This is a genomic window from Amycolatopsis sp. NPDC054798, from assembly GCF_053611505.1.
Genome location: NZ_JBSHAM010000021.1, coordinates 30,205 through 51,610, shown reverse-complemented (window position 1 = coordinate 51,610; position 21,406 = coordinate 30,205). Strand labels below are relative to the sequence as shown.

Here is a 21,406-nt window from a genome sequence, read left to right as displayed (position 1 = left end):
GCCACGCCGCGCGCGTGGCCAGGAAGGGGAGAGAACCCAAGCAGGGACCGGCCCGCGCCAACAGGCCGGCCCCTGGGTTAATCCTCGGTGCCGGTCAGACGAGCCAGCCGAGCACGTGCGCCAGGTGCGCGAGCAGACCCGAGATCAGGTCGTGGCCGTGGTGCACGTGCTGGGTGAACATCTGCATTGAGGGGCTCCTTGTTCGGATTGTTCTTACTTGGTGCTCTCGCGAGGAGCCAACGCAGATTTCCACCGGCGCGCTCGTGGTGTCAAAACGCGGTTTTCCCTGTGCTGGCAAGGGATCGGCGGCCGGGGAATCTTCCCATGTTAAACATGTAAGGCTTTCGGGTTTGTCGCCGGGGGTGCACTGTGGACTGTTCGCCACGGTTCGTAGCGAACGCCGCGTCCGATCACCCTGGGTAGCAGACGCGCACTGCGGCAACCGGGCGGCGTCGCCCCTCGAACCGGTGAATGCGAAGCCACGATTGGTGAGTTCCCGAGGTTCACACCGCCGGGTGATCATCGGGCCCGGATCCCTTGTCTGGCAGCAGATCCCGGACCTGAGTGGTGATCGCGGAGGGTTAACCCGGCTTCACTCTGGCGGAACAATCTGGCCCGATCGGGCAGTGAAAAGGGCCGGTCCCTCCGCGGTGGAGGAACCGGCCCTGAAGCGACGGTCAGTCAGCGCGGGCGAACGACAGCGTCTCGCCTTCCACGCCGCGCAGCCACAGGTCCTGCGCGGCCGCGGCCATCTCGGACAGGCCTTCCTCGATCGTCGCGAACACGTTGCCGGGCACCCAGCCCGCGTCGCCGTTGATCAGGAGGTTGTTGCGGCCGTAGAAAATCGCGAGATCCGTGGCACCCTGGTCGCTGTGCGCCTCGCTGCCCTCGTCGTAGCCGTACGCCGGATTGCCGATCTCCCACGCTTCGAATCCGAAGTAGACAACGTCGCCGGGAATCGGCGTGATGGTCGGATTCTCGCGGCCCGGCTTGGGCTCGGCGAAGGGCGGCACGAGTGTGTAGACCTCGTTGCGCGCGTACTTCGCGTGATAGGCCGAACCGCTCTGCGGCAGTGCGTCCCACACCGCCTTGCAGGTGCGCGGTGCTTCGGCGTCGAGCAGCCGTGCGCGACAGGTGACGCCGCGCTTGTCGAGGCTGATGGTGATGTAGCGCGCCATGCCTCAGCTCCCCGTGACCGAAGTGACGACATCGCCCCAGATGCGCAGCGCGTCGTCGATTTGTTCCGCGTTGACGACCAGCGGCGGCACCATGCGCACGACGTTCGAGTACGCGCCACAGGTGAGCAACAGCAGTCCGTTCTTAGAAGCAGCCTGCTGCGCGGCTTGCGCGGTGGCCGTGTCCGGTTCACCGTCCGCAGTAGTGAACTCAGTGCCCACGAGAAGCCCGAGACCGCGTACGTCGCCGATGGCCGGCGTCTTGTCCGCGATGATGCGCGCGCCCTCCAAGAGCTGACGGCCGCGCTCCGCAGCGTTCTCGACCAAGCCTTCGTCCTGGATGACGTCGAGCGTCGCGATGGCTGCCGCGCACGACACCGCGTTGCCGCCGTACGTGCCGCCTTGCGAACCCGGGTACGCCTTCGCCATCAGCTCTTCCGAAGCGGCGATGCCGGACAGCGGGAAGCCGCTGGCGAGACCCTTCGCGATCAGCACGACGTCCGGGCGGACGTCGAAGTGGTCGTGGCCCCAGAACTTGCCGGTGCGGCCGAACCCGGCCTGTACCTCGTCGAGCACCAGCAGGATGCCGTGCCGGTCGGCGCGCTCGCGCAGCCCGGCCATGAACTCGGTGTTGGCCGGGACGTAGCCGCCCTCGCCGAGCACCGGCTCGATGAAGAACGCGGCCGTCTCGTTCGGCGCGGAGACGGTCTGGAAGAGGTAGTCCAGCTCGCGCAGAGCGAATTTCGTCGCCGTTTCCTCGTTCCAGCCGTAGTGGTAGGCGTACGGGAACGGCGCGACGTGCACGCCGGCCATCAGCGGCGAGATGCCCGCGCTGAACCGGGTGCCGGAGGTGGTCATGGAGGCGGCGGCGACCGTGCGGCCGTGGAAACCGCCCTGGAACACGATGACGTTCGGCCGCTTCGTCGCCTGCCGGGCCAGCCGCAGCGCGGCCTCCACGGCCTCGCTGCCGGAGTTCGCGTAGAAGAGCGAATCGAGGCCGGACGGCAGCACCTCGCCGAGCTTGCGGGTCAGCTCGAGCAGCGGTTTGTGCATCACCGTCGTGTACTGGCCGTGCACGAGCTTGCCGATCTGCTCGCGCGCGGCTTCGACCACGCGCGGGTGACAGTGGCCGGTGCTGGTCACCCCGATGCCCGCGGTGAAGTCGAGGTGACGTTTCCCGTCCACGTCGTAGAGGTAAACCCCTTCACCGTGGTCGACGACGACGGGCGTTGCCTGCTTGAGCAGCGGGGAAAGCTGGGCCATGCGGCGCCCTCCTGGGTGCGGGTGGAGACGGTTGTCGATTGTTGACAATATCCATAGCATGAGTTCGGGACAACAGGAACAGGAGCGAGCTGGATGAGCGGGATCACCGAGAACGGCGTTGTGGACGCGGTCGGCAAGGAACTCTTCATCGGCGGCAAGTGGGTCTCCGCGCGCAGCGGGAAGACCTTCGACGTGCAGGACCCCTCCACCGGCGAGGTGCTGTGCCAGGTCGCGGACGCCGGACCGGAAGACGGTCTCGCGGCGCTCGACGCGGCCGTCGCGGCGCAGGCTGATTGGGCAGCGGTCGCCCCTCGGGAGCGCGGCGAGATCCTGCGCCGCGCGTACGACAAGCTCATCGAGCGCCGCGACGAACTGGCGCTGCTGATGACCTTGGAGATGGGCAAGCCGCTGGCCGAGGCCGCCGGGGAAATCACTTACGCCGCCGAGTTCTTCCGCTGGTTCGCGGAGGAGGCGGTGCGGATCGACGGCGGTTACGCGGTGGCTCCGAACGGCTCGGGCCGGTTCCTGATCACGCGTCAGCCGGTGGGTCCGACGCTGCTCATCACGCCGTGGAACTTCCCGATGGCGATGGGCACCCGCAAGATCGGCCCGGCGGTCGCCGCGGGCTGCACGATGGTGATCAAGCCCGCCGCGCAGACGCCGCTGTCGATGCTCGCGCTCACCCAGATCCTCGCCGACGCCGGGCTGCCCGAAGGCGTGCTGAACGTCGTCACCACCAAGAACGCGGGCGGCGTGATGGAGCCGCTGATCCGGGACGGACGTGCGCGCAAGCTGTCCTTCACCGGCTCGACCGGGGTCGGGCGCAAGCTGCTGGAGCAGTGTGCGGAGAAGGTGCTGCGCACGTCGATGGAGCTGGGCGGCAACGCGCCGTTCGTCGTGTTCGACGACGCGGACCTGGACGCCGCGGTCGAGGGCGCGATGCAGGCCAAGATGCGCAACATCGGCGAGGCGTGCACCGCCGCCAACCGGTTCTACGTGCAGCGCGGCGTGGCCGAGGAATTCTCCCGCCGGCTCACCGAGCGGATGCAGGCGCTGCCGATGGGCCGCGGCACCGACGAAGGCGTCGTGGTCGGCCCGCTCATCGACGAGGCCGCGGTGAAGAAGGTGACCGAACTGGTCAAGGACGCCACGGACAAGGGCGCGCGGGTGCTCACCGGCGGCTCGCGGGTCGACGGCCCTGGCCACTTCTACCCGGCGACGGTGCTCACCGACGTGCCCGCCGACGCTCGGCTGGCCAGCGAGGAAATCTTCGGCCCGGTCGCGCCGATCACGCCATTCGACACCGAGGACGAGGCGGTCGAGAAGGCCAACGACACCGAATTCGGCCTGGTGTCCTACCTGTTCACCAGCGACCTGAAGCGCGCGCTGCGGGTGTCGGAACGCTTGGAGGCCGGGATGATCGGCCTCAACCAGGGCATCGTGTCCAACCCGGCGGCTCCGTTCGGCGGCGTCAAGCAGTCCGGCCTCGGCCGCGAAGGCGGCACGGTCGGCATCGACGAGTTCCTGGAGACCAAGTACATCGCGGTGAGCCTGTGACACACCGGATCGCGAGCATCCCGGGCGACGGGATCGGGGTCGACGTCACGATCGAGGCGCGCCGGGTCCTCGACGCGGCCGCGGAGAAGTACGGGTTCTCCTTGGAGTGGACCGAATTCGACTGGAGCTGCGAGCGGTACGCGAAGACCGGCGCGATGATGCCGGAGGACGGTGTCGCGCAGCTGTCGGGTTTCGACGGCATTCTGCTCGGCGCGGTCGGCTTCCCCGGCGTCGCCGACCACGTTTCCTTGTGGGGCCTGCTGATTCCGTTGCGGCGGGCGTTCCAGCAGTACGTCAACCTGCGGCCGGTCCGGCTGCTGCCGGGGACGTCGTCGGTGCTGGCCGGGCGGAAGGCCGACGAGCTGGAAATGGTGATCGTGCGGGAGAACTCCGAGGGCGAGTACTCGGAGATCGGCGGACGGCACAACGCCGGGAGGCCGGACGAGTTCGTGCTGCAGGAGTCGGTGTTCACGCGGGTCGGGGTGGAACGGATCATCCGGTACGCCTTCGACCTCGCGCGCACGCGTTCGCGGCACGTCACGTCGGCGACGAAGTCCAATGGGCTGATCCACTCGATGCCGTACTGGGACGAGATTTTCGCCGAGGTCGCGGCCGAGTACCCCGACGTCCGCGCGGAACAGTGCCATGTGGACGCTCTCGCCGCGCGGATGGTGCAGGCCCCGGACCGGCTCGACGTGGTGGTGGCGTCGAACCTGTTCGGCGACATCCTGAGCGATCTCGCGGCCGCGATCACCGGCGGGCTGGGCATGGCGCCGTCGGGAAACATCAACCCATCAGGTGAGTTTCCGTCGATGTTCGAGGCGGTCCACGGGAGTGCCCCGGACATCGCCGGACAGGGCATCGCGAACCCGGTCGCGCAGATCCTCGCCGCGGCGATGCTGCTCGACCACCTCGGGGAAACCGTTGCCGCACAAGCGATCCGCGCCTCGGTAGACGAGGTGCTGACCGCGGGCGAAACGCTCACCCCCGACCTCGGCGGAACCTCTACCACAACCGCGCTCGGCGCCGCGGTGGCCGCTTCGCTCCGCTGATTTTTCGTCGGTGCCGCGCGGTTGACTCCTCCCTGACCCGCCGACGGGTCCCGAGGGGAGGAGGGCACCGATGTGCCGGATGTGCGAGGAACCGGGAAACTTCGAGGAGCAGTACCTGATCGAGGCGCTGGACCGGATCAGGGAGCACGGCTGGTGCGTCCAGGGCGTGCTGGGAACAGGATCCCGGCCGTCCTGGGCGTACACCGCGGGCCTGACCGTGCAAGGCTTGCCCGAACTGATCGTCACCGGGCTGCTGCCGCACCACGCGACGCGATTGCTCAACGCCGCGGCCGAACACACGTTGCACACCGGTCCGCCGGAACCCGGGGAACAGTGGCTGCTGCCCCGGCTGCCGAAGCTGGAAATCGTGCGGCTCAGCGCCCCCGCCGTGCACCTGCACGTCGCGGTTTGCTGTTACGGCACGGGAATCGAAGCCGTGCAGCTGGTCTACGCCGACTCCGCGGGTTGGTTCCCGTGGTCGCCGCGATACAACTTCGGCCACGGCGGACAGCCCGTGCTGGGGGTGCGGAATGCCTGAGTTTTTCCTGCTGCGACAGGCTTTTTGGCGTTTCCGGCCGGTAGAATCGGATCATGCCCGAGCTCCTCGCCCCCACCGTACGATTGCATCGCGCCTGGCTGGAAGCGCACGCCGAATGGGGGCCAGGCCTGCACGAAGACGGCTTCGGCCTGTCGGCGTCGGACGAGGTCGATTCGCCGGCTGGCTTCGCCGCCTGGGTCTCGGCGGTGACCCGGGCCGGTGCTGTGCACCGCTGGCTGGTCGAGGACGGACAGGTGCTCGGCGGAATCGCCCTGCGTTCCGGCCCGGCGGAGTACGTGCGATGGGCCGGGCACCTCGGCTTCGGCATCCGTCCGTCGGCGCGCGGCCGTGGTCTCGCTTCCTGGGCGTTGCGCCAGCTGCTGCCCGAGGCCCGGCGGCTGGATTTGTCTCGTGTGCTTTTGGTGTGCGCAGGGGAGAACCTGGCGTCCGCCAGGACGATCGAGCGCGCCGGCGGCGTGCTGGAGGAACTTCGCCAGACCGAGCACGGACCGGTGCGGCGGTACTGGATCACGCTGGATCCTTTGCCGGGCTGAGGTGTTCAGCCGGCGCGTTCCGTCGCCGCGATGGCTTCGCGGAGCGTCCGCCGCGCCCGCGCGATGTCCTCGGCCCGGCGGTCGAGTTCGGTGAGCTGAGTGCGCAGCGCCCGCAGCACACCCGGACACGGACGCAGCGAACCGTCCGCTTCGGCGCACGGGAGCATCCGCTTGATCAGGCTGGTCGGCAGCCCGGCCGCCAGCAACGCGCGAATCTGGCGCACGGTCTGCTCGGCGGCCGGAGCGTAGTCGCGGTAGCCGTTGGGCCGCCGGTCCGCCGTCAGCAGCCCGACGCGTTCGTAGTACCGCAGGAGCCGTTCGCTGGTGCCGGTGCGCTCGGCCAGCTGCCCGATCCGCATCGCCCCTCCGCTGAGCTTGACCTTGGCATGGTGTCAACGTTCAACACTGGTCCCGGCGACCGCATTCCGCGCGCCCGACCGGACCGGGAGTTTCCGTTGATCATCGATGCCCACAGCCACGTCCACGACCCGGTGCGCCAGCACCTCGCGCTGCTGGACGAAGCCGGAGTCGACCGCGCCGTGCTGTTCGCGACCAGGCCGCACCCCGAACGAGCCGCGGATCTCGCGTCGTTCCGCCAGGAAATGAACGTGCTGGACGCCGCGCTCAACGGCCGCTCCGGCGACGGCTACCAGTCCGCCTGGCAAGAACTCGACGCGGCTTTGGCCGCACACCCTGGCCGTTTCCTGGGCTTCCGCTCAGTCCGCCTCGATCTCTCCGCGGACCAGCTCGCCACAGAGGTCGACCACGTCGCCCGCAGTTACCGCGGAATCGGCGAACTGACTCCACCTCCAGGCGCTGCCGCCCGGATCGAACCAGTGCTGCGAGCAGCCACTGACCACAATGGACTCCCCGTGGTAGTGCACGGCTCCGCCCCGACCACCGAAGACGATCTGTCCACCCTCGCCGCGCTGGCCCGTCGCTACCCGGCCGTGCCGCTGGTGATCAGCCAGCTGGGCGGCACGCATTGGCTCACCGCGATCGACCTGGCGCGGGAAACGCCGAACATCTATCTGGAAACGTCGACGGCCAGCATCGTCTTCGCGGTCCGGCTGGCGATCACCGAACTGCCGGACCGCACGCTGTTCGGCTCGGACGCCCCTTACGGCGACCCAGTCCTCTCCCGCACGACGATCGAACGCGTGACCCCGCCCGGAGAACTGCGAGCCCGCGTCCTCGGCGGCACGATGGCGGAGGTGCTGGGGTTATGAGACGCGTGCTTAGCGGAAAGCCCGGCAGCGCAACCGCGCACCGGACTGGGCGGCTGATTGCGGCGCTCCGCAGCGTGTTCACGATTCCGGCGCGGAGGCTGGTGCTGTTGCTTGGTGGTGTGGTGGCCACGCACCCGGTCGCCTCGCCCGGCGGCCGCGCCGCTGCCCCTCAAACGCCAGCGCGGAATCCGGTGCTGCTGTTCGGTGGTGTGGCGGCGAAGGAACCGCTCGTCTCGTTCGGCGGCCGCAGAACTTCGGTGCGGAGGCTGGTGCCGCTGCTTGTCAGCGAAACGGAGGCCAAGAACCCGCCACCCTCACCCCGCAGCCGAGGCCCCGTCCTTCAAACTCCGCCCCGGAAGCAACCGGCTGATCGCGTCCTCCATGTGCGCGTCCAGCAAATGCAGCGCTGTCTCCTCGTCGCCCGAGCGCAGGGCTTCGATGATCCGCGTGTGCTCCTCCAGCCGGTCCTCCACGCCCTGATACGTGCTCTGCAGCAACGTCAGGCACATCCGCGTCTCGATCAGCAACGTCCGGGCCATACGCACCAGTCGTTTGCTCCCGGACGCATTGATCAGCGCCTCGTGGAACCGCAGGTCCGCCTCCGACAACGCGGCCGGATCGTCCTCGGCTGCCGCCATGTCGGCCACGTTCTGTTCCAGCATCGCGGCCACCGCCTCGCGATCGCCGCGGAACGCGCACAGCAGGGCGGCTCTTTCCACCGCCGAGCGGGCGAGATAGATGTCGAACACGTCCGCCGGTTCGAGGTCGATCACGAACAGGCCGCGGTGGCGTTCGCTGCGCAGCAGGCCCTCGGACACGAGATGCTGCATCGCCTCGCGCAGCGGGCCGCGCGAGACCTGGAAGCGGGCGGCGAGGTCGGTTTCGCCGAGCTGGGTGCCCGGCGGCAGCGCACCGGTCATGATCGCGTCGCGCAGCTGGCGCGCGATCACCGCGGCGGTCGATTCCCGGCTCACCGGTTCTATGTCAGGCAGTGCGACCACGGGTCAGCCCCTCGTCCGGAACAACGCGCCCAGCGAACGCACCAGCCTGCTCGCGCCGGTCAGCCGCAGGCCTTCCCACACGGTCACCTGGTTGGCGGTCAGCACCGGCTTGCCGAGCTTCTCCTCGATGGCGGTGATCTCGCCGAGCGTGCGCATCGCGGTGTCGGGCACCAGTACCGCGTCGGCGTCCGGGTGGTCGTGGCTCACCGCCAGGTCCAGCACGGCCTCGGGCGCGAGCTGGCCGACCTCGGCGGCGGTGTCGATGTCGGCGCTCGACATCGAGAGCACCTCCACCCCGCCGGCGGCGAGGAAGTCCACGAACAGCCGCGCGACGTCGTCGGGGTAGCTCGCGGCCACCGCGACTCGTTTCACGCCAAGGGCTTTCGCCGCGTGCACGAAGGCGAACGACGTGCTCGAAGCCGGCACTCCGGCGGCCTTGGCGAGCTGGTCGGCCTGGTTGCGCGCGCCGTCCCAGCCGTACACGAAGCTGCCGGACGTGCAAGCCCACACGACAGCTTCCGGCTGGTGCTTGCCGAGCAGCCGGGCGCCTTCGGCGAGCCGGGCTTCGCTGCCGAGGTCGAGCAGCTCCGGCACGGCGTGCAGGTCGGTGCCGTAGATGTGCGCGACCGGCAGGCGGATGCCGCCCTCGGCCGAGTCGGAGCCGCCCAGAAGCTGTTCCGCGAGCGGGTAGTCGTCCTCGGCCGCGTGGTCGGGGTAGATGAAGCCGATCGTGGTCACGAAACCTCCGGGATGCGCAAATTGTCGACAATATTAGCGGGAGGGGTCAAGACACCTCCCGCAGCCACTGGCCGGGACCCACGATGGGCAGCCGCATCCGGCGCAGGCAGGCCCACATGGTCAGCTGGTTGGCGGTCAGCACGGGTTTGCCGAGCGCCTTCTCCAGCGGTTCGATCAAATCGAACGTGGGGAGGTTGGTGCAGCTGACGAAAATCGCCTCGGCCTCGCGGTGGTCCGCGGCAAGGATCCGCTCCGCGATGGTGCGGTAGCTGACCTTCCAGATGCCGCCGCCCAGGCCGAGATGATCGCTGGACACGGTGTCCACGCCGACCTCGGCGAGGAAGTCGTGGAGTTTGCCGGTGAGGTCGGCGTCGTACGGCGTGAGCACCGAGACCCGGTGCAGGTCGAGCTGGTGCAGCACCTCGACGAGCGCGCCGGAGGTGGTGACCGCGTCCGGCGCGCCCGCCTCGCAGATCGCTTTGGTGAGGGAGCGTTCGTAGTCGATGCCGTTCACGAAGCTGCCGGAGGTGCACAGGTACGCGACCACCTCGGGCTCCACGTGCAGCACGTCGCGGGTGGCCGCGGCGAGGTGCCTGCTGTCGCTCACCAGCTGGGCCATCTCCATGCTCACCGGGACCGGTTCGTAGGGGGTGCGGGCGAGGTGCAGCGACACCTCCATCGGCACCCAGCGCCACAGTTCGCGCTCGAGCGCGAGGTCGAACGGCGCGATCACGCCGATGCCGCGCTGGGCTAGCGGGCCCTCGAACGCGAGGAAGTCCAGATCCAAGGTTCAGCCTCCGGAATAACGCCTGTGCCCGATGCCCGTCCGGTGCTCCGGGGGTAGTCCTCGGATTGTTGACAATCATACGAGCCACTTTTACGGTGTCAATCGTGAACGCCCCGGAAACACCCGTCCTGGCAGTGCTCTGCGGGGCGGCCCAACCACCGGACATGGCCGCTATCGAAGACGCTGCGGTAGTTCGTTACACCGACGAGCGCGGGCTAGCCGCTGCGCTGGCCGGAGCCGACGCGCTTTTCGTCTACGATTTCCTCTCCGACGCCGTCCCCGGAGCGTGGCACGCGGCGGACCGGTTGAAGTGGCTGCACATCGCGAGCGCCGGCGTCGACCCAGTGCTTTTCCCGGGGCTGCGCGACAGCGAGGTCGTGCTCACGAACTCGCGCGGGGTGTTCGACGACGCCATCGCCGAGTACGTGCTCGGCGTCGTGCTGGCGTTCGCCAAGGACTTCGCGCGTTCGCTCGATCTGCAGCGCGCCGGCACGTGGAAGCACCGCGAGTCCGAGCGGATCGCCGGACGGGAAGTGCTGGTGGTGGGCACCGGGCCGATCGGAAGGGCCATCGCGCGGATGCTGCGCGCGGCCGGGATGCGGGTGTCCGGGGCCGGCCGGCGGGCCCGGGTCGGCGATCCGGATTTCGGCGTCGTGCACGAATCCGCCGAGCTGACACGGCATCTGCCCGGATTCGACTACGTCGTCGCGGTCGCGCCGCTGACCGATCAGACCAAGGGCATGTTCGACGCCGCCGCGTTCGCCGCGATGAAGCCGTCCGCGCGGTTCGTGAACGTGGGCCGCGGCGAACTGGTGGTCACGTCCGATCTGATCGCGGCGCTGGGGGCGGGAGAAATCGCCGGAGCCGCGCTCGACGTCTTCGACACCGAGCCGCTGCCGTCTGAAAGTCCACTGTGGACCATGCCGGACGTCCTGCTGTCCCCGCACATGTCGGGCGACTTCATCGGCTGGCGGCGGACGCTGGTAGAGGTGTTCACGGGCAACTTCCGGCGCTGGCTCGCCGGGGAGCCGCTGTGGAACGTCGTGGACAAACGGCTCGGCTACGTGCCGTCCGAATCGCAGGGAGGCGCCGGATGGGCGACCGGGAACTGACTGCCAGCGAACTCGTCGCCGCCTACGCCACCGGCGAACTTTCGCCGGTCGAGGCGACGAAGAGCGCCCTGCAGAACATCGAGGACCGCGACGGCGAGGTCAACGCCTACTGCCTCGTTGACGCCGATCGCGCACTCGACCAGGCGAAAGCGGCCGAGGCCCGCTGGCGCGACGGGAATCCGATCGGCGCGCTCGACGGGGTCCCGGCCTCGATCAAGGACATCTTCCTTACTCAAGGCTGGCCGACGCTGCGCGGCTCCACGAGCATCCCGGCGGACCAGCCGTGGGACATCGACAGCCCGGTGATGGCGCGCATGCGCGAGGCGGGCCTCGTCGTGCTTGGCAAGACGACCACGCCGGAGATCGCGTGGAAGGGCGTCACCGACAGCGCGCTGTCGGGCGTCACGCGCAATCCGGTGAACCCGCGGATGACCGCGGGCGGGTCCAGCGGCGGCAGCGCGGCCGCGGTCGCGGCGGCGATGGGCGAGCTGTCCGTCGGCACCGACGGCGGCGGCTCGATCCGGATTCCCGCGTCGTTCTGCGGAATCGTCGGCATGAAGCCCACGCACGGCCGGGTCCCGCTGTTCCCGGCGAGCCCGTTCGGCCCGCTCGCGCACGCGGGGCCGATGGCGCGCTGCGTCGACGACACGGCGCTGCTGCTGGACGTCCTCGCGCTGCCGGACCACCGCGACCCGACTGGGCTCGCGCCGCCGATCAGCGCGTACCGCGAGGCGGTGCGGCGCGACGTGCGCGGGCTGATCGCCGCGTTCTCGCCGACGCTCGGTTTCGCCACAGTGGACCCGGAAGTCGCGGCGATCGTCGCCTCGGCAGTGCAGTCGCTCGCCGACGCCGGGTTGCAGGTCGAGCAGGCCGACCCCGGGTTCGCCGACCCGAAGGGCGCCTTCGACGTGCTGTGGTCGGCCGGTGCGGCGAAGTCGCTCGAAGCGTTCCCGCCGGGGAGCGAGTCGCGGATCGACCCGGGCCTGCGCCGAGTGTGGGAACAGGGCCGCACCTATTCCGCGGGCGACTACCTCGACGCCACCGCGGAACGCGCCGCCCTCGGCATCCTGATGGGCGAGTTCCACACCCGCTACGACGTGCTGCTCACGCCGACCGTCCCGATCCCGCCGTTCGAAGCGGGGCACGACGTGCCGCCGGGCAGCGGGATGACCGAATGGCCGGAGTGGACCCCGTTCACCTACCCGTTCAACATGACGCAGCAGCCGGCGATCAGCGTCCCGGCCGGGCGCACCGAAGCGGGCCTTCCGGTGGGCCTGCAGATCGTCGGTCCTCGGCATTCGGACGACCTGGTGCTGGCGGTGGCGAAGCTGCTGGAGGAGGTCCGGCCCTGGGCCGCTCCGTGACGCCCGCCGGGGAGACCCTCGGCGGGCGACCGGCTGTGGCAGTCTGGCGCGCATGACCGAGTTCACCGCGCCCATCGACGACCGCTGGTTCGAGGACTACCCCGAGGGAGCGGTGTACGAGTTCGGCGACACGACCGTCACCGAAGCGGAGATCGTCGAGTTCGCCGAGAAGTACGACCCGCAGAGCTTTCACGTCGATCCGGTGGCGGCGAAGGAGGGCCCGTTCGGCGGGCTGATCGCGAGCGGCTGGCATACGTCGAGCCTGATGATGCGGATGTTCGCCGACCACTACCTGTCTTCGGTCGCGAGCCTCGGCAGCCCGGGCGTCGACGAGCTGCGCTGGCCGCGTCCGGTGCGGCCGGGGGACCGGCTGCGGATGCGCGCGACCGTCACCGAGGCGCGGCTGTCGAAGTCGAAGCCCGATCGCGGGCTCGTGCGCACCCGGATGGAATTGTTCAACGGCGACGACGAGCTGGTGTTCAGCGCGAGCGCGGTCAACTTCCTGTCGGTACGGCCGAAGCCGGCCGGTTCGTGAGCTGCCGGATCTCGCGGCTGCACAGCGCGAGCCCGGTCGAAACGAGGACGAGCACCCCGCACGCGACGAGCACCGTCTCGCGGCCGAAGTGCTGCACGAGGGGACCCGCCGCCATCTGCCCGAGCGGCATCGCGGCGATCGACCCCAGCATGTCGTAGGAGTACACGCGGGCGAGCCGGTCGGGCGGGATGTGTTCCTGCAGCGAGACGTCCCACGCGACGGCGAACTGCTCGATCGCCAGCCCGGCCAGCAGCATCGCGATCAGCAGCGGGACGAGCGACGGCCACCAGCCGAGCGTCAGCACCGGCAGCGCTTCCACCGTCACCAGCAGCACCCCGACGAACAACGCGCGCCGCGGCTGCCAATGCGCGGCGACGATCCCGCCGAGCAGCGCGCCCGCCGTCTGCATCGCCAGCGCCAGCCCCCATCCGGAGCGGCCGAACGTCTCGTCCGCCACGACCGGCCCGATGACCACGAGCGTGCCGAGCCCGGTGGCGTTGACGAAGGCGAACTGCGCCACCACCACCCACACCCAGGTGCGGGACCGGAATTCGTGCCACCCGGCGATCAGGTCGGCGATCGGCCGCGCACCGGAAACCCGCTCGGCCCGCGGCAGCCGGACACCGCGATAGGCGAGCGCGGCGGCGAAGAACACCAGCGCGTTCACCGCCAGCGCCCAGCCGGATCCGGCCGCCGCGACCGCGATCCCGGCGGCCCCGGCCCCGGCGATGCGGCCGCCGTTGATCAGCAGCCGCAGCAGCGCGTTCGACGGGGCCAGCAGGCCTCGCGGCACGGTCTGCGGGGTGATCGCCGCCGAAGCGGGCAGCGAGATCGCCGCGACCGCGCCGTTGACCACGCTCAGCGACAGCAGGAACGGGATCGAGCCGAATCCACAAAGGACACTCGCGGCGATCAGCGCCTGGCTGAGCCCGGCCGCGATCTCGGTGCCCTGCAGGATCACCGCGCGCGGCAGCCGGTCCGCGAGCACCCCGCCGAAAAGCAGCAGCAGCATGTTCGCCAGCGATCGGGCCCCGACGACCAGCCCGAGGTCGACCGCCGACCCGGTGCGGTCCAGCACCGCGAAGGCGAGCGCGACCGGAGCGACCGAGTTGCCGAAGGTGCCGAGTGTCCGTCCGGCGGCGAGGGCGCGAAAGCTGCGGTGCCGCAACGGCTCCAGGAGGCTCACCGGACGAGCTTCCCGCGGTTGTCAACCGAATAATCAGCAGCTGGGAACGCTCGTCAGGAGCAGCCAGCGGTGCTGTCCTCGGCTCATGCGGACGACGGCTCTTGGCCGCAGCGGCCTCGAAGTGTCCCGGATCGCCTTCGGCACCGGAGGGTTCGGCGGTCAGTGGGGCAGTTTCGACGAGGACACCGCGATCGCGGCGATCCGGCGCGCACACGAACTCGGCATCACCCTCTTCGACACCGCACGCGCTTACGGTTCCGCCGAAACGCTCCTGGGCAAAGCGTTGCGCAGCGAACTCGACCACCGCCGCGACAGCGTCGTGATCGCCACCAAAGGCGGGACGAACCCCGGTTCCGAACGCATCCGCGATTCCCGCCGCGAACGGCTCGCCCAAGGAGTGGACGACAGCCTGCGCGCGCTCGGCGTCGACCACCTTGACCTCTATCAGATCCATTGGCCCGATCCGGAGACGCCAGCGGCTGAGGTCGCCGGGACGTTGCGGGAATTCGTGGACGCGGGCAAGGTCAGCCACGTCGGAGTGTCGAACTACGACACTGCGCAGCTCCGGGCGCTGAACGAGACGGTGGAAACCGTGCAGGTGCCCTACCATCTCTTCCGCCGCGGAGCGGAAACCGATCCGCTCCCGTACGCCCGCGCGCACAACATCGGCGTGCTCGCCTACAGTGCGCTCGGCAGCGGTCTGCTCACCGGTTCGCTCACTGCCGAAACGGCGTTCGACCCGTCGGACTGGCGGTCGCGTTCGTCCGCTTTCCGCGGGGACTCGTTGCGGCACAACCTGAAGATCGTCGACCAGCTCGCCGCTTTCGCCAAGGACAGAGGCGCGACGGTGAGCCAGCTGGCCATCGCGTGGACACTGGCGAAGGCCGACGTCGCCATCGTCGGCGCCCGCCGCCCAGCCAGCATCGAGAACAGCGCGACCGACGTTCAGCTCACCCCGGCCGACCTCGCCGAGATCGACCGCATTGTCGCGCCAGCCGTCCCGGTCGGCGGGGCCAGCCCGGAAGGCATCGACTGACCGGCTACCCCCGGGTCGCGAATTCCAGCTCGGCGAGCGCCGTGTCCAGGTGCGTCAGGATCCGCTGCAGGTGCGGGACACTGCGCCGGCACCCGGTGACGCCGAAGTCGAGATTGTCCCCGTTGCTGGTCAGCGTGATGTTCAGGGCCTGCCCGTCGAGCAGCACCGACGCCGGGTAGATGCCGTCGAGCGCCGCGCCGTTCCAGTACATCTGCTTGCGCGGGCCGGGGACGTTCGAGATCACCAGGTTGAACGGCGGCCGCGTGTTGCCGACGACGCCGGGGATCGGCGACGCGCCCAGCTGCGCCACGTTGATCCCGGACAGCAGCAGCGTCTGCAGCGGCGACAGCTGCGAGAACAGCTTCTTGCCGTTCGACATCGATTCGGAGATCGCGGCCAGCCGCTGCGCCGGGTCGGAGTGATCGGTGGCCAGGTTGCACAGCAGCGCGCCGATGTTGTTGCCGGTCGCGTCGCCGGAGTCGCGGCGGCGCAGCGACACCGGGACCATCGCGACCAGCGGCGCGTCCGGCAGCGCGCTCTGCTCGATGAGGTAATCGCGCAGCGCGCCCGAGCACATCGCGAGCACGACGTCGTTGCGGGACACGCCCGCGGCGGTCGCGACCTCGCGCACCCGATCGAGCGGCCAGGACTGCGCGGCGAACCGGCGCGCGCCGCCGATCGGCACGTTCAGCATCGTCTTCGGCGCCTGCATCGGCAGCGTGAGCCGGTGCTCGCGGAACGCCTCGCGCGCCACCTTCGCCGCGGCCGGCGCGATCCCCGCGACCTGCTCGAATGTCTTGCCCACCAGGGCGAATGGCGACGCCGGCGCGCGGCCGTTGTGATTCGCGGCCGGCTTGTCGCGCGAACCCCACGGCGGCGGGCAGTCCAGGTCGGCCGGGTCGTCCGACAGCGTGCCCTGCAGATGCCGCAGCGCCGAAACGCCGTCCATCAGCGCGTGGTGGATCTTCGAGTAGATCGCGAACCGGCCGTCGCGCAGTCCTTCGATGAGGTGCGTTTCCCACAGCGGCCGGTGCCGGTCGAGCAGCGTGCTGTGCCAGCGCGAGGTGAGTTCGAGCAGTTCGCGGATCCGGCCCGGCTGCGGCAGCGCGGAATGCCGGAAGTGGTAGTCGAGTTCCAGATCGGTGTCGCGCGACCAGCGCACGTGCCCGACGGTGTTCACCGGACGGCTCGGCCGCATCCGGAACACGCTGCGCATGTTGTCCGATTCCAGCAGGCTCCGGCGAAGATCGCGCAGATAGTCCTCGCCGGCGCCCTCGGGTTTGCGGAACAGCTGGAGCCCGCCCACGTGCATCGGGTGTTCGCGGGTCTCGACCATCAGGAACATCGAGTCGGTCACCGGCATCAACGGCATTCGGCCACCCCTTTCCGCCGCCTTGGGAACCTCGGCGTCCCCGGCACCCGGAGTGTACGCACGAAAAAGGCGGCGCCTCAGATCGCGCGGCCAGGTGGGGGACAGCCGGAGGGCACGGCGATGACAAACCATGACAAACCCTGTCCGGTGACGTGTCTGCGGCTGCTTACGAGGGGCGGATACCATCGCTGGCGTGGCAGGACGGACTGGAGCTCAGCAGCTGGGGGACGCGCTCACGGCTCTCGGGACCGAGGTGGTGTTCGGCCTGCCTGGCGTCCACAACCTGCCGCTGTGGGAGGCGTTGGCGGACACCGGGATCCGGCTCGTCAACGTCCGGCACGAACAGACCGCGGGCTACGCCGCCGACGGTTATGCCCGCAGGACGGGGAAACTCGGCGTCGCGCTCGTGACCACCGGCCCCGGCGCGGCGAACACGCTCGGCGCGGTCGGCGAGGCGATGGCGTCCGCGGCTCCGGTGCTCGTGATCGCCACGGACATTCCGTCGACGCTGCGGCGTCCGGGCGTGGTGCGCGGGGTGCTGCACGAAACTTCCGATCAGCAGGCGATGTTCGCTCCGGTGACCAAGGCCGGGTTCACCGTGCATCGCGCGGACCAGATCGCCGCGACGCTGCACCGTGCCGCCCGGCTCGCGCTGATGCCGCAAAGCGGTCCGGTGTATTTGGGTATTCCGACCGATTTCCTCCGCGAGACGACCCCGCCGCGCGAACCGCCCGCACCGCCCGCCGAACGCGTGCTCGACCTGCCGGACTTGCCTCGCGCGACCGAGCTGCTGGCGTCCGCGCGCCGTCCGCTGATCTGGGCGGGCGGCGGTGCGTTGCGCTCCGAAGCGGGGGAAGCGATCGGACAGCTCGCGCAGCGGCTGGCCGCGCCGGTGCTCACCACGTTCGGCGCGCGCGGCCTGCTTCCGCTCGATCATCCTTGCCTGGCCCCGAATCCGGTGCACGCGCCGGAGGTCGGGCAGCTGTGGGACGAGGCCGACGTGGTGCTCGCGATCGGCACCGACTTCGACGGCCTGATGACGCAGAACTGGCAGATGCCCGCGCCGCCGAAGCTGATCGCGGTCAACGTCGACGCGGGCGACGCGGCGAAGAACTACCGGCCGGACGTCACCCTGGTCGGCGACGCCCGCCGCGTCGTCGAATCCCTGCACCCGCAGCAGCGGCCCGGCCTCGACGAGCTGACCGCGCGGCTGGGCGGCATCGGCCGCCGGGTGCGCAGGCGCATCCGCGAGGAGGAACCGCAGGCCGCCGACTTTTTGTCCACTTTGGAGGAAGTGCTCCCCTCGGACGGGACTATCGTCACGGACATGTGCGTCGCCGGGTACTGGATCGGCGGTTTCCACCGGGTCCGCGCCCCGCGGCGGCTGGCTTACCCGATGGGCTGGGGCACGCTCGGCTACGGCTTCCCGGCGTCGCTCGGGGCGGGCGCGGCAGCCGAGGCGGCCGGCGGCGGTCGCGTCCTGTGCGTCACCGGCGACGGCGGTTTCCTTTACGCCGTAGGAGATCTGGCGACGCTCGCCGAGGAGCAGCTGCCGGTGACGGTCGTGGTGGTGGACGACGGCGGCTACGGCATGCTGCGCTTCGACCAGGACCAGGAAGGCCTGCCGCACCGGGGAGTCGACTGGGACAGCCCGGATTTCGTCGGGCTGGCCCGCTCGTTCGGCGTGCACGCGGACCGGGTGTCCGGCTTCGGCCGCGCGTTTCGCCGGCTGCTGAGCGAATTCGTGGAATCGGACGAGCCGAACGTGCTGGTGGTGCGCGCGAAGCTCAAACCGCCGTTGAACACTTCGCCGCGGTGGTATCGGAAACCGCGCAGCTGAGCTACGCGCCCTCGCGCAGGGAACGGACCATGCTCTGCAGGATCCGGAACGCGGCTGCCTGATCGGTTTCGGTCAACCCGGCCAGCATCCTGACCTCGACCGACCGGACAGCTGCGCTCGCCTTCTCCAGGCTGCGCCGTCCGCGCGGCGTGAGCCGGGTAGGAAGTGCCTTCCCGACCGGCGCCTCCGCGGGCCTGGTCACGTAGCCGTCTCGTTCCAAGGCTTGGAGCAGCACGTTCATCGACTGCCGGGTGACGAACGCGCCCCGCGCGAGTTCGGAGTTCGACAGGCCTGGCCGCTGCGCCAGGAGTTCGAGGCAGGAGTAGTGCGTCACGGTCATCCCGAGCGGCCGCAGCACCTCCTCCATGGCCGCGCGCAGCGCGCTCGACGTCTCTTTCAGCAGGTAGCCCAGTGACTTGTTCAGGTCGACACCGCCGTGGCCTTGACTCATGTCAGGATTCTGACATACGGTGGAGCATGTCAGAAACCTGACACGAAGAAAAGGAGCACTGCCTTGCCCGCCATCGGCCCCGACTTCATCTCGCTCCAGGCTCGTGACCTGGAAGCTTCACAGGCGTTCTACGAGCGGTACCTCGGCCTCGTCCGCTCGCCAGCCGGACCTCCGCACGCCGTCGTCTTCGACACGAAGCCGATCGCGTTCGCGCTTCGCGACCTCGTTCCCGGCACCGATCTCGCCTCCGTCGCCCAGCCCGGCATCGGTGCCGCGATCTGGCTGCTCGCCACCGACGTCCAGGCCATCCACGACGCGCTCGTCGCCGACGGGCACACCATCGTCTCCGCGCCGATCGACGGGCCTTTCGGCCGGACGTTCACCTTCGCCGACCCCAACGGCTACCACGTCACCCTCCACGACCGTGGCTGAGGCGCGCACCCTGGTCTTCGGGGCGACCGGAGCACTCGGTCAGCACGTCCTGGACGCGCTGGCCGCCAGGGAGACCAATCCCGGGACGATCACCGCGGCGGGCCGGAACCCGGGGCGCCTTGAGGAACTCGCTTCCGCGGGGTTCGGCGCCGCTGTCGTCGATCTGTCGGATTCGGCCGGCGTCGCGGAACTGGTTTCCCGGCACTCGGACATCGTGTTGATCTCGGGGCGAGACGAGAATCGCCTTGCGCAACACGAGTCGGTGATCGAGGCCGCGAAGAACGCGAACGTCCGGCACGTTTACTACACCAGCGGAGTCCGAGCCGACGACGACCGGTTCGAGATCAACGCGGACCATCGGGCGACTGAGGAGGCGCTTGTCGCTTCCGGCGTTCCGTACACGATTCTGCGGAACACTTGGTACATCGAGAACTACGTCCAGTCGCTGGCCGGTCCTCGCTTCACCGGTGTTCTCGCCGCGGCGACCGGTGACGCTGTCGTCGCGGCCGCCAGCCGCAAGGACCTGGCCGAGGCGTTGGCCGTCGTGGTCACCACCGACGGGCACGACAACGTGACGTATAGCCTCTCCGGCGACACGAACTTCACTTACGCCGACATTGCCGAAGCGATGTCAGTCGTGCTGGAGCGAGAGGTTGTTTATCGGCCGGTCGCTCCTGAAGAATTGCGGGCAATGCTCCGCAAAACGGGAATGGCCGACGGAATGGCCGACTTCCTGGTCAGCCTCGACGAAACCATTGCCGCCGGGGTTTTCGCCCGGGTCGGCGACGATCTTTCCCGGCTCCTCGGCAGGCCGACGACCGGTCTCGTCGAAGGGCTGACGGCGAAGTGAACGGCAGGGCAGGCGCGGGCGAGCCGGGTCGCGCCGTCCCTTCTCCCGGCCAGCGGTTCTGGATCAACACTGTCACCCTGGACCACGTCGAAGCGGCTGTGCAGGGCGGTTTCACGCAGGCGGACCACGGGGCTGGCAAGCGTCTTCGCCAGCCCCGTCCCGGCGACGAGATGATCTTCTACTCGCCGCGGACGAGCTTGCAGGGAGGTCAGCCCGTGCGACAGTTCACCGCCTGGGCCACCATCACCGGCGACCAGCCTTACCAGGCCTACGTCAGCGAAGACTTCCAGCCGTGGCGGCTCGCCGCTGCTTTTCACGCTTGCCAGCGCGTGGACGCGAAGCCGCTGGTCGGCCAGTTGTCCTTTGTCGCCGACCCCGTTCATTGGGGTCTGCCGTTTCGCCGTGGATTGTTTCCCATTCCGCCGGAGGACTTTTCGACGATCGTCGCGTGCATGACCGCGTGAAGGGTTCCTCAGCTGTGGTGCGCGTCCGCTTCCCAGCTGAGGAACGCGTCCAGCGTCGCCGACCGGTGCGCCCGCGCGCAGTGCTCGATCCATTCGGGACCGGAACCGGCGCGGATCAGGTCCAGCAGCTGGTCGTGTTCGGCGACGGACGCGAGCGCGCGGGCGGGCACGAACGAGAACGTCGAATCGCGGATCGTGGCGAGCTGGGCCCAGCCCTTCTTGACCAGGTCGACCAGGCTGGGGTTGGGGCAGCGGGTGTAGAGCACCTCGTGGAACTCGTGGTTGAGCCGGGTGAACTCGACCGGTTCGAGCTGGTCGAGCCCGGCGCGCATCCGGTCGTTGAGTTCGGCGGCCTCGGCGAGGTCGTCGGCCGTCAGGTGCGGCGCGGCGAGCGCAGTGGCCGCGCTTTCGACGATCGAGAGCATCTGCATCGTGTGCTCGTAGCCGACCGGGTCGATCGCCGCGACGGTCGCGCCGACGTTGCGCTCGAAGTGCACCAGCCCCTCGGCCTGCAGCAGCCGCACGGCTTCCCGCACCGGGACCGTGCTCACGTCGAATTCCTTGGCCAGCGAACCGAGGACCAGCCGGTGCCCGGCCGGGTACGCGCCCGCGGTGATCCGGGACTTCAGCACTTGGTACGTGTGCTGGCTCTTGCTGAGCCCGCCGGCCTGCTCGTGTGTTGTGGACATCCCTGTCGCCTCCCCTTCGCAACCCGCCGGGGCGGGGTGTCCAGGCCACGGTAACCGGTCCGTTCGTTGCGCTAAATAATATACTATCTGGCGATCGAGTCTGCTGGCTGGAATCCGCGCGCACGCTGTCATTTCCGACTAATGTAGACAAACGTCCTGCTCAGTTACCGCATTGAGTCTT

Annotated in this window: 23 protein-coding genes; 13 read left to right on the top strand and 10 right to left on the bottom strand. The window is 69.4% G+C overall.

The window, feature by feature from the left end; all coding sequences use genetic code 11:
• Positions 1-677 precede the first annotated feature (677 nt).
• Together ACWGIC_RS15865 and ACWGIC_RS15860 are read right to left on the bottom strand one after the other, a co-directional pair.
• The gene (locus ACWGIC_RS15865) at positions 678-1,178 is read right to left on the bottom strand and encodes a DUF3830 family protein (protein WP_452076653.1); all 501 of its coding nucleotides are present in this window, start codon (positions 1,176-1,178) and stop codon (positions 678-680) included.
• Between the two features lie 3 nt (positions 1,179-1,181).
• Positions 1,182-2,438 carry an aspartate aminotransferase family protein gene (locus tag ACWGIC_RS15860; protein ID WP_452076652.1) on the bottom strand — a complete coding sequence of 419 codons (1,257 nt, stop codon included), beginning with the start codon at positions 2,436-2,438 and terminating at the stop codon, positions 1,182-1,184.
• A gap of 93 nt (positions 2,439-2,531) precedes the next feature.
• On the opposite strand from ACWGIC_RS15860, the gene ACWGIC_RS15855 reads away from it, so the two are divergent.
• From ACWGIC_RS15855 to ACWGIC_RS15840, 4 genes are all read left to right on the top strand, one after another.
• Positions 2,532-3,995 carry an NAD-dependent succinate-semialdehyde dehydrogenase gene (locus ACWGIC_RS15855; RefSeq protein WP_452076651.1) on the top strand — a complete coding sequence of 488 codons (1,464 nt, stop codon included), beginning with the start codon at positions 2,532-2,534 and terminating at the stop codon, positions 3,993-3,995.
• Positions 3,992-5,047 carry a tartrate dehydrogenase gene (locus ACWGIC_RS15850; RefSeq protein WP_452076650.1) on the top strand — a complete coding sequence of 352 codons (1,056 nt, stop codon included), beginning with the start codon at positions 3,992-3,994 and terminating at the stop codon, positions 5,045-5,047. The genes ACWGIC_RS15855 and ACWGIC_RS15850 overlap by 4 nt, the downstream gene beginning before the upstream one ends.
• A 70-nt stretch (positions 5,048-5,117) precedes the next feature.
• Positions 5,118-5,585: a DUF4262 domain-containing protein gene (locus tag ACWGIC_RS15845; protein WP_452076649.1), complete on the top strand. Its 468-nt coding sequence runs from the start codon at positions 5,118-5,120 to the stop codon at positions 5,583-5,585.
• Between the two features lie 53 nt (positions 5,586-5,638).
• Positions 5,639-6,139 carry a GNAT family N-acetyltransferase gene (locus ACWGIC_RS15840; RefSeq protein WP_452076648.1) on the top strand — a complete coding sequence of 167 codons (501 nt, stop codon included), beginning with the start codon at positions 5,639-5,641 and terminating at the stop codon, positions 6,137-6,139.
• A gap of 5 nt (positions 6,140-6,144) precedes the next feature.
• Here ACWGIC_RS15840 and ACWGIC_RS15835 read toward each other — a convergent pair whose 3' ends face one another.
• The gene (locus ACWGIC_RS15835; RefSeq protein WP_452076647.1) at positions 6,145-6,498 is read right to left on the bottom strand and encodes a MerR family transcriptional regulator; all 354 of its coding nucleotides are present in this window, start codon (positions 6,496-6,498) and stop codon (positions 6,145-6,147) included.
• A 96-nt stretch (positions 6,499-6,594) separates the two neighbouring features.
• Here ACWGIC_RS15835 and ACWGIC_RS15830 point away from each other — a divergent pair, with 96 nt between their 5' ends.
• The gene (locus tag ACWGIC_RS15830; RefSeq protein ID WP_452076646.1) at positions 6,595-7,368 is read left to right on the top strand and encodes an amidohydrolase family protein; all 774 of its coding nucleotides are present in this window, start codon (positions 6,595-6,597) and stop codon (positions 7,366-7,368) included.
• Positions 7,369-7,682: 314 nt separating this feature from the next.
• On the opposite strand, the gene ACWGIC_RS15825 is transcribed toward ACWGIC_RS15830, so the two are convergent.
• From ACWGIC_RS15825 to ACWGIC_RS15815, 3 genes are read right to left on the bottom strand one after another with little or no spacing between them, the layout of a single operon-like run.
• Positions 7,683-8,369 (bottom strand): GntR family transcriptional regulator, encoded by a 687-nt coding sequence (locus ACWGIC_RS15825; protein ID WP_452076645.1) that lies wholly within the window; start codon positions 8,367-8,369, stop codon positions 7,683-7,685.
• Positions 8,370-8,372: 3 nt separating this feature from the next.
• A complete protein-coding gene (locus ACWGIC_RS15820) occupies positions 8,373-9,107 on the bottom strand; it encodes a maleate cis-trans isomerase family protein (protein ID WP_452076644.1) in 735 nt (244 codons plus the stop codon).
• Positions 9,108-9,153: 46 nt separating this feature from the next.
• Positions 9,154-9,894, bottom strand: coding sequence for a maleate cis-trans isomerase family protein (locus tag ACWGIC_RS15815; protein ID WP_452076643.1), 741 nt, complete (start codon positions 9,892-9,894; stop codon positions 9,154-9,156).
• Between the two features lie 164 nt (positions 9,895-10,058).
• Between ACWGIC_RS15815 and ACWGIC_RS15810 the strand changes: the two genes are divergently transcribed.
• From ACWGIC_RS15810 to ACWGIC_RS15800, 3 genes are read left to right on the top strand one after another with little or no spacing between them, the layout of a single operon-like run.
• On the top strand, positions 10,059-11,006 hold the full coding sequence (locus tag ACWGIC_RS15810) for a D-2-hydroxyacid dehydrogenase (RefSeq protein ID WP_452076642.1): 948 nt from the start codon (positions 10,059-10,061) through the stop codon (positions 11,004-11,006).
• Positions 10,988-12,370 carry an amidase gene (locus ACWGIC_RS15805; RefSeq protein WP_452076641.1) on the top strand — a complete coding sequence of 461 codons (1,383 nt, stop codon included), beginning with the start codon at positions 10,988-10,990 and terminating at the stop codon, positions 12,368-12,370. Before ACWGIC_RS15810 ends, ACWGIC_RS15805 begins: the two co-directional genes overlap by 19 nt.
• A 52-nt stretch (positions 12,371-12,422) precedes the next feature.
• Complete coding sequence (locus ACWGIC_RS15800) at positions 12,423-12,905, top strand: MaoC family dehydratase (RefSeq protein WP_452076640.1); 483 nt, start codon at positions 12,423-12,425, stop codon at positions 12,903-12,905.
• Here the strand turns inward: ACWGIC_RS15800 and ACWGIC_RS15795 are convergent.
• Entirely contained in the window at positions 12,865-14,091 is a 1,227-nt protein-coding gene (locus ACWGIC_RS15795; protein ID WP_452076639.1) for an MFS transporter, read from the bottom strand. The genes ACWGIC_RS15800 and ACWGIC_RS15795 overlap by 41 nt on opposite strands.
• A gap of 85 nt (positions 14,092-14,176) precedes the next feature.
• On the opposite strand from ACWGIC_RS15795, the gene ACWGIC_RS15790 reads away from it, so the two are divergent.
• Positions 14,177-15,127 carry an aldo/keto reductase gene (locus ACWGIC_RS15790; protein ID WP_452076638.1) on the top strand — a complete coding sequence of 317 codons (951 nt, stop codon included), beginning with the start codon at positions 14,177-14,179 and terminating at the stop codon, positions 15,125-15,127.
• A 4-nt stretch (positions 15,128-15,131) separates the two neighbouring features.
• On the opposite strand, the gene ACWGIC_RS15785 is transcribed toward ACWGIC_RS15790, so the two are convergent.
• A complete protein-coding gene (locus ACWGIC_RS15785) occupies positions 15,132-16,499 on the bottom strand; it encodes a WS/DGAT/MGAT family O-acyltransferase (protein WP_452076637.1) in 1,368 nt (455 codons plus the stop codon).
• A 193-nt stretch (positions 16,500-16,692) separates the two neighbouring features.
• Here ACWGIC_RS15785 and ACWGIC_RS15780 point away from each other — a divergent pair, with 193 nt between their 5' ends.
• Positions 16,693-18,339, top strand: a complete 1,647-nt coding sequence (locus ACWGIC_RS15780) for a thiamine pyrophosphate-binding protein (protein WP_452076636.1) — start codon at positions 16,693-16,695, stop codon at positions 18,337-18,339.
• 1 nt (position 18,340) lies between these two features.
• Here the strand turns inward: ACWGIC_RS15780 and ACWGIC_RS15775 are convergent, their stop codons facing one another.
• Entirely contained in the window at positions 18,341-18,790 is a 450-nt protein-coding gene (locus ACWGIC_RS15775) for a MarR family winged helix-turn-helix transcriptional regulator (protein ID WP_452076635.1), read from the bottom strand.
• A gap of 63 nt (positions 18,791-18,853) precedes the next feature.
• Here ACWGIC_RS15775 and ACWGIC_RS15770 point away from each other — a divergent pair, with 63 nt between their 5' ends.
• Genes ACWGIC_RS15770 through ACWGIC_RS15760 form a run of 3 tightly spaced genes read left to right on the top strand, consistent with a single transcriptional unit; the run spans position 18,854 to position 20,536 of the window.
• Positions 18,854-19,222 (top strand): VOC family protein, encoded by a 369-nt coding sequence (locus tag ACWGIC_RS15770; protein ID WP_452076634.1) that lies wholly within the window; start codon positions 18,854-18,856, stop codon positions 19,220-19,222.
• Complete coding sequence (locus tag ACWGIC_RS15765) at positions 19,215-20,072, top strand: NAD(P)H-binding protein (RefSeq protein WP_452076633.1); 858 nt, start codon at positions 19,215-19,217, stop codon at positions 20,070-20,072. Before ACWGIC_RS15770 ends, ACWGIC_RS15765 begins: the two co-directional genes overlap by 8 nt.
• The gene (locus ACWGIC_RS15760; protein ID WP_452076632.1) at positions 20,069-20,536 is read left to right on the top strand and encodes an EVE domain-containing protein; all 468 of its coding nucleotides are present in this window, start codon (positions 20,069-20,071) and stop codon (positions 20,534-20,536) included. Before ACWGIC_RS15765 ends, ACWGIC_RS15760 begins: the two co-directional genes overlap by 4 nt.
• Before the next feature lie 8 nt (positions 20,537-20,544).
• Here ACWGIC_RS15760 and ACWGIC_RS15755 read toward each other — a convergent pair whose 3' ends face one another.
• Positions 20,545-21,225, bottom strand: coding sequence for a GntR family transcriptional regulator (locus ACWGIC_RS15755; protein ID WP_452076631.1), 681 nt, complete (start codon positions 21,223-21,225; stop codon positions 20,545-20,547).
• Between the last annotated feature and the right edge of the window lie 181 nt (positions 21,226-21,406).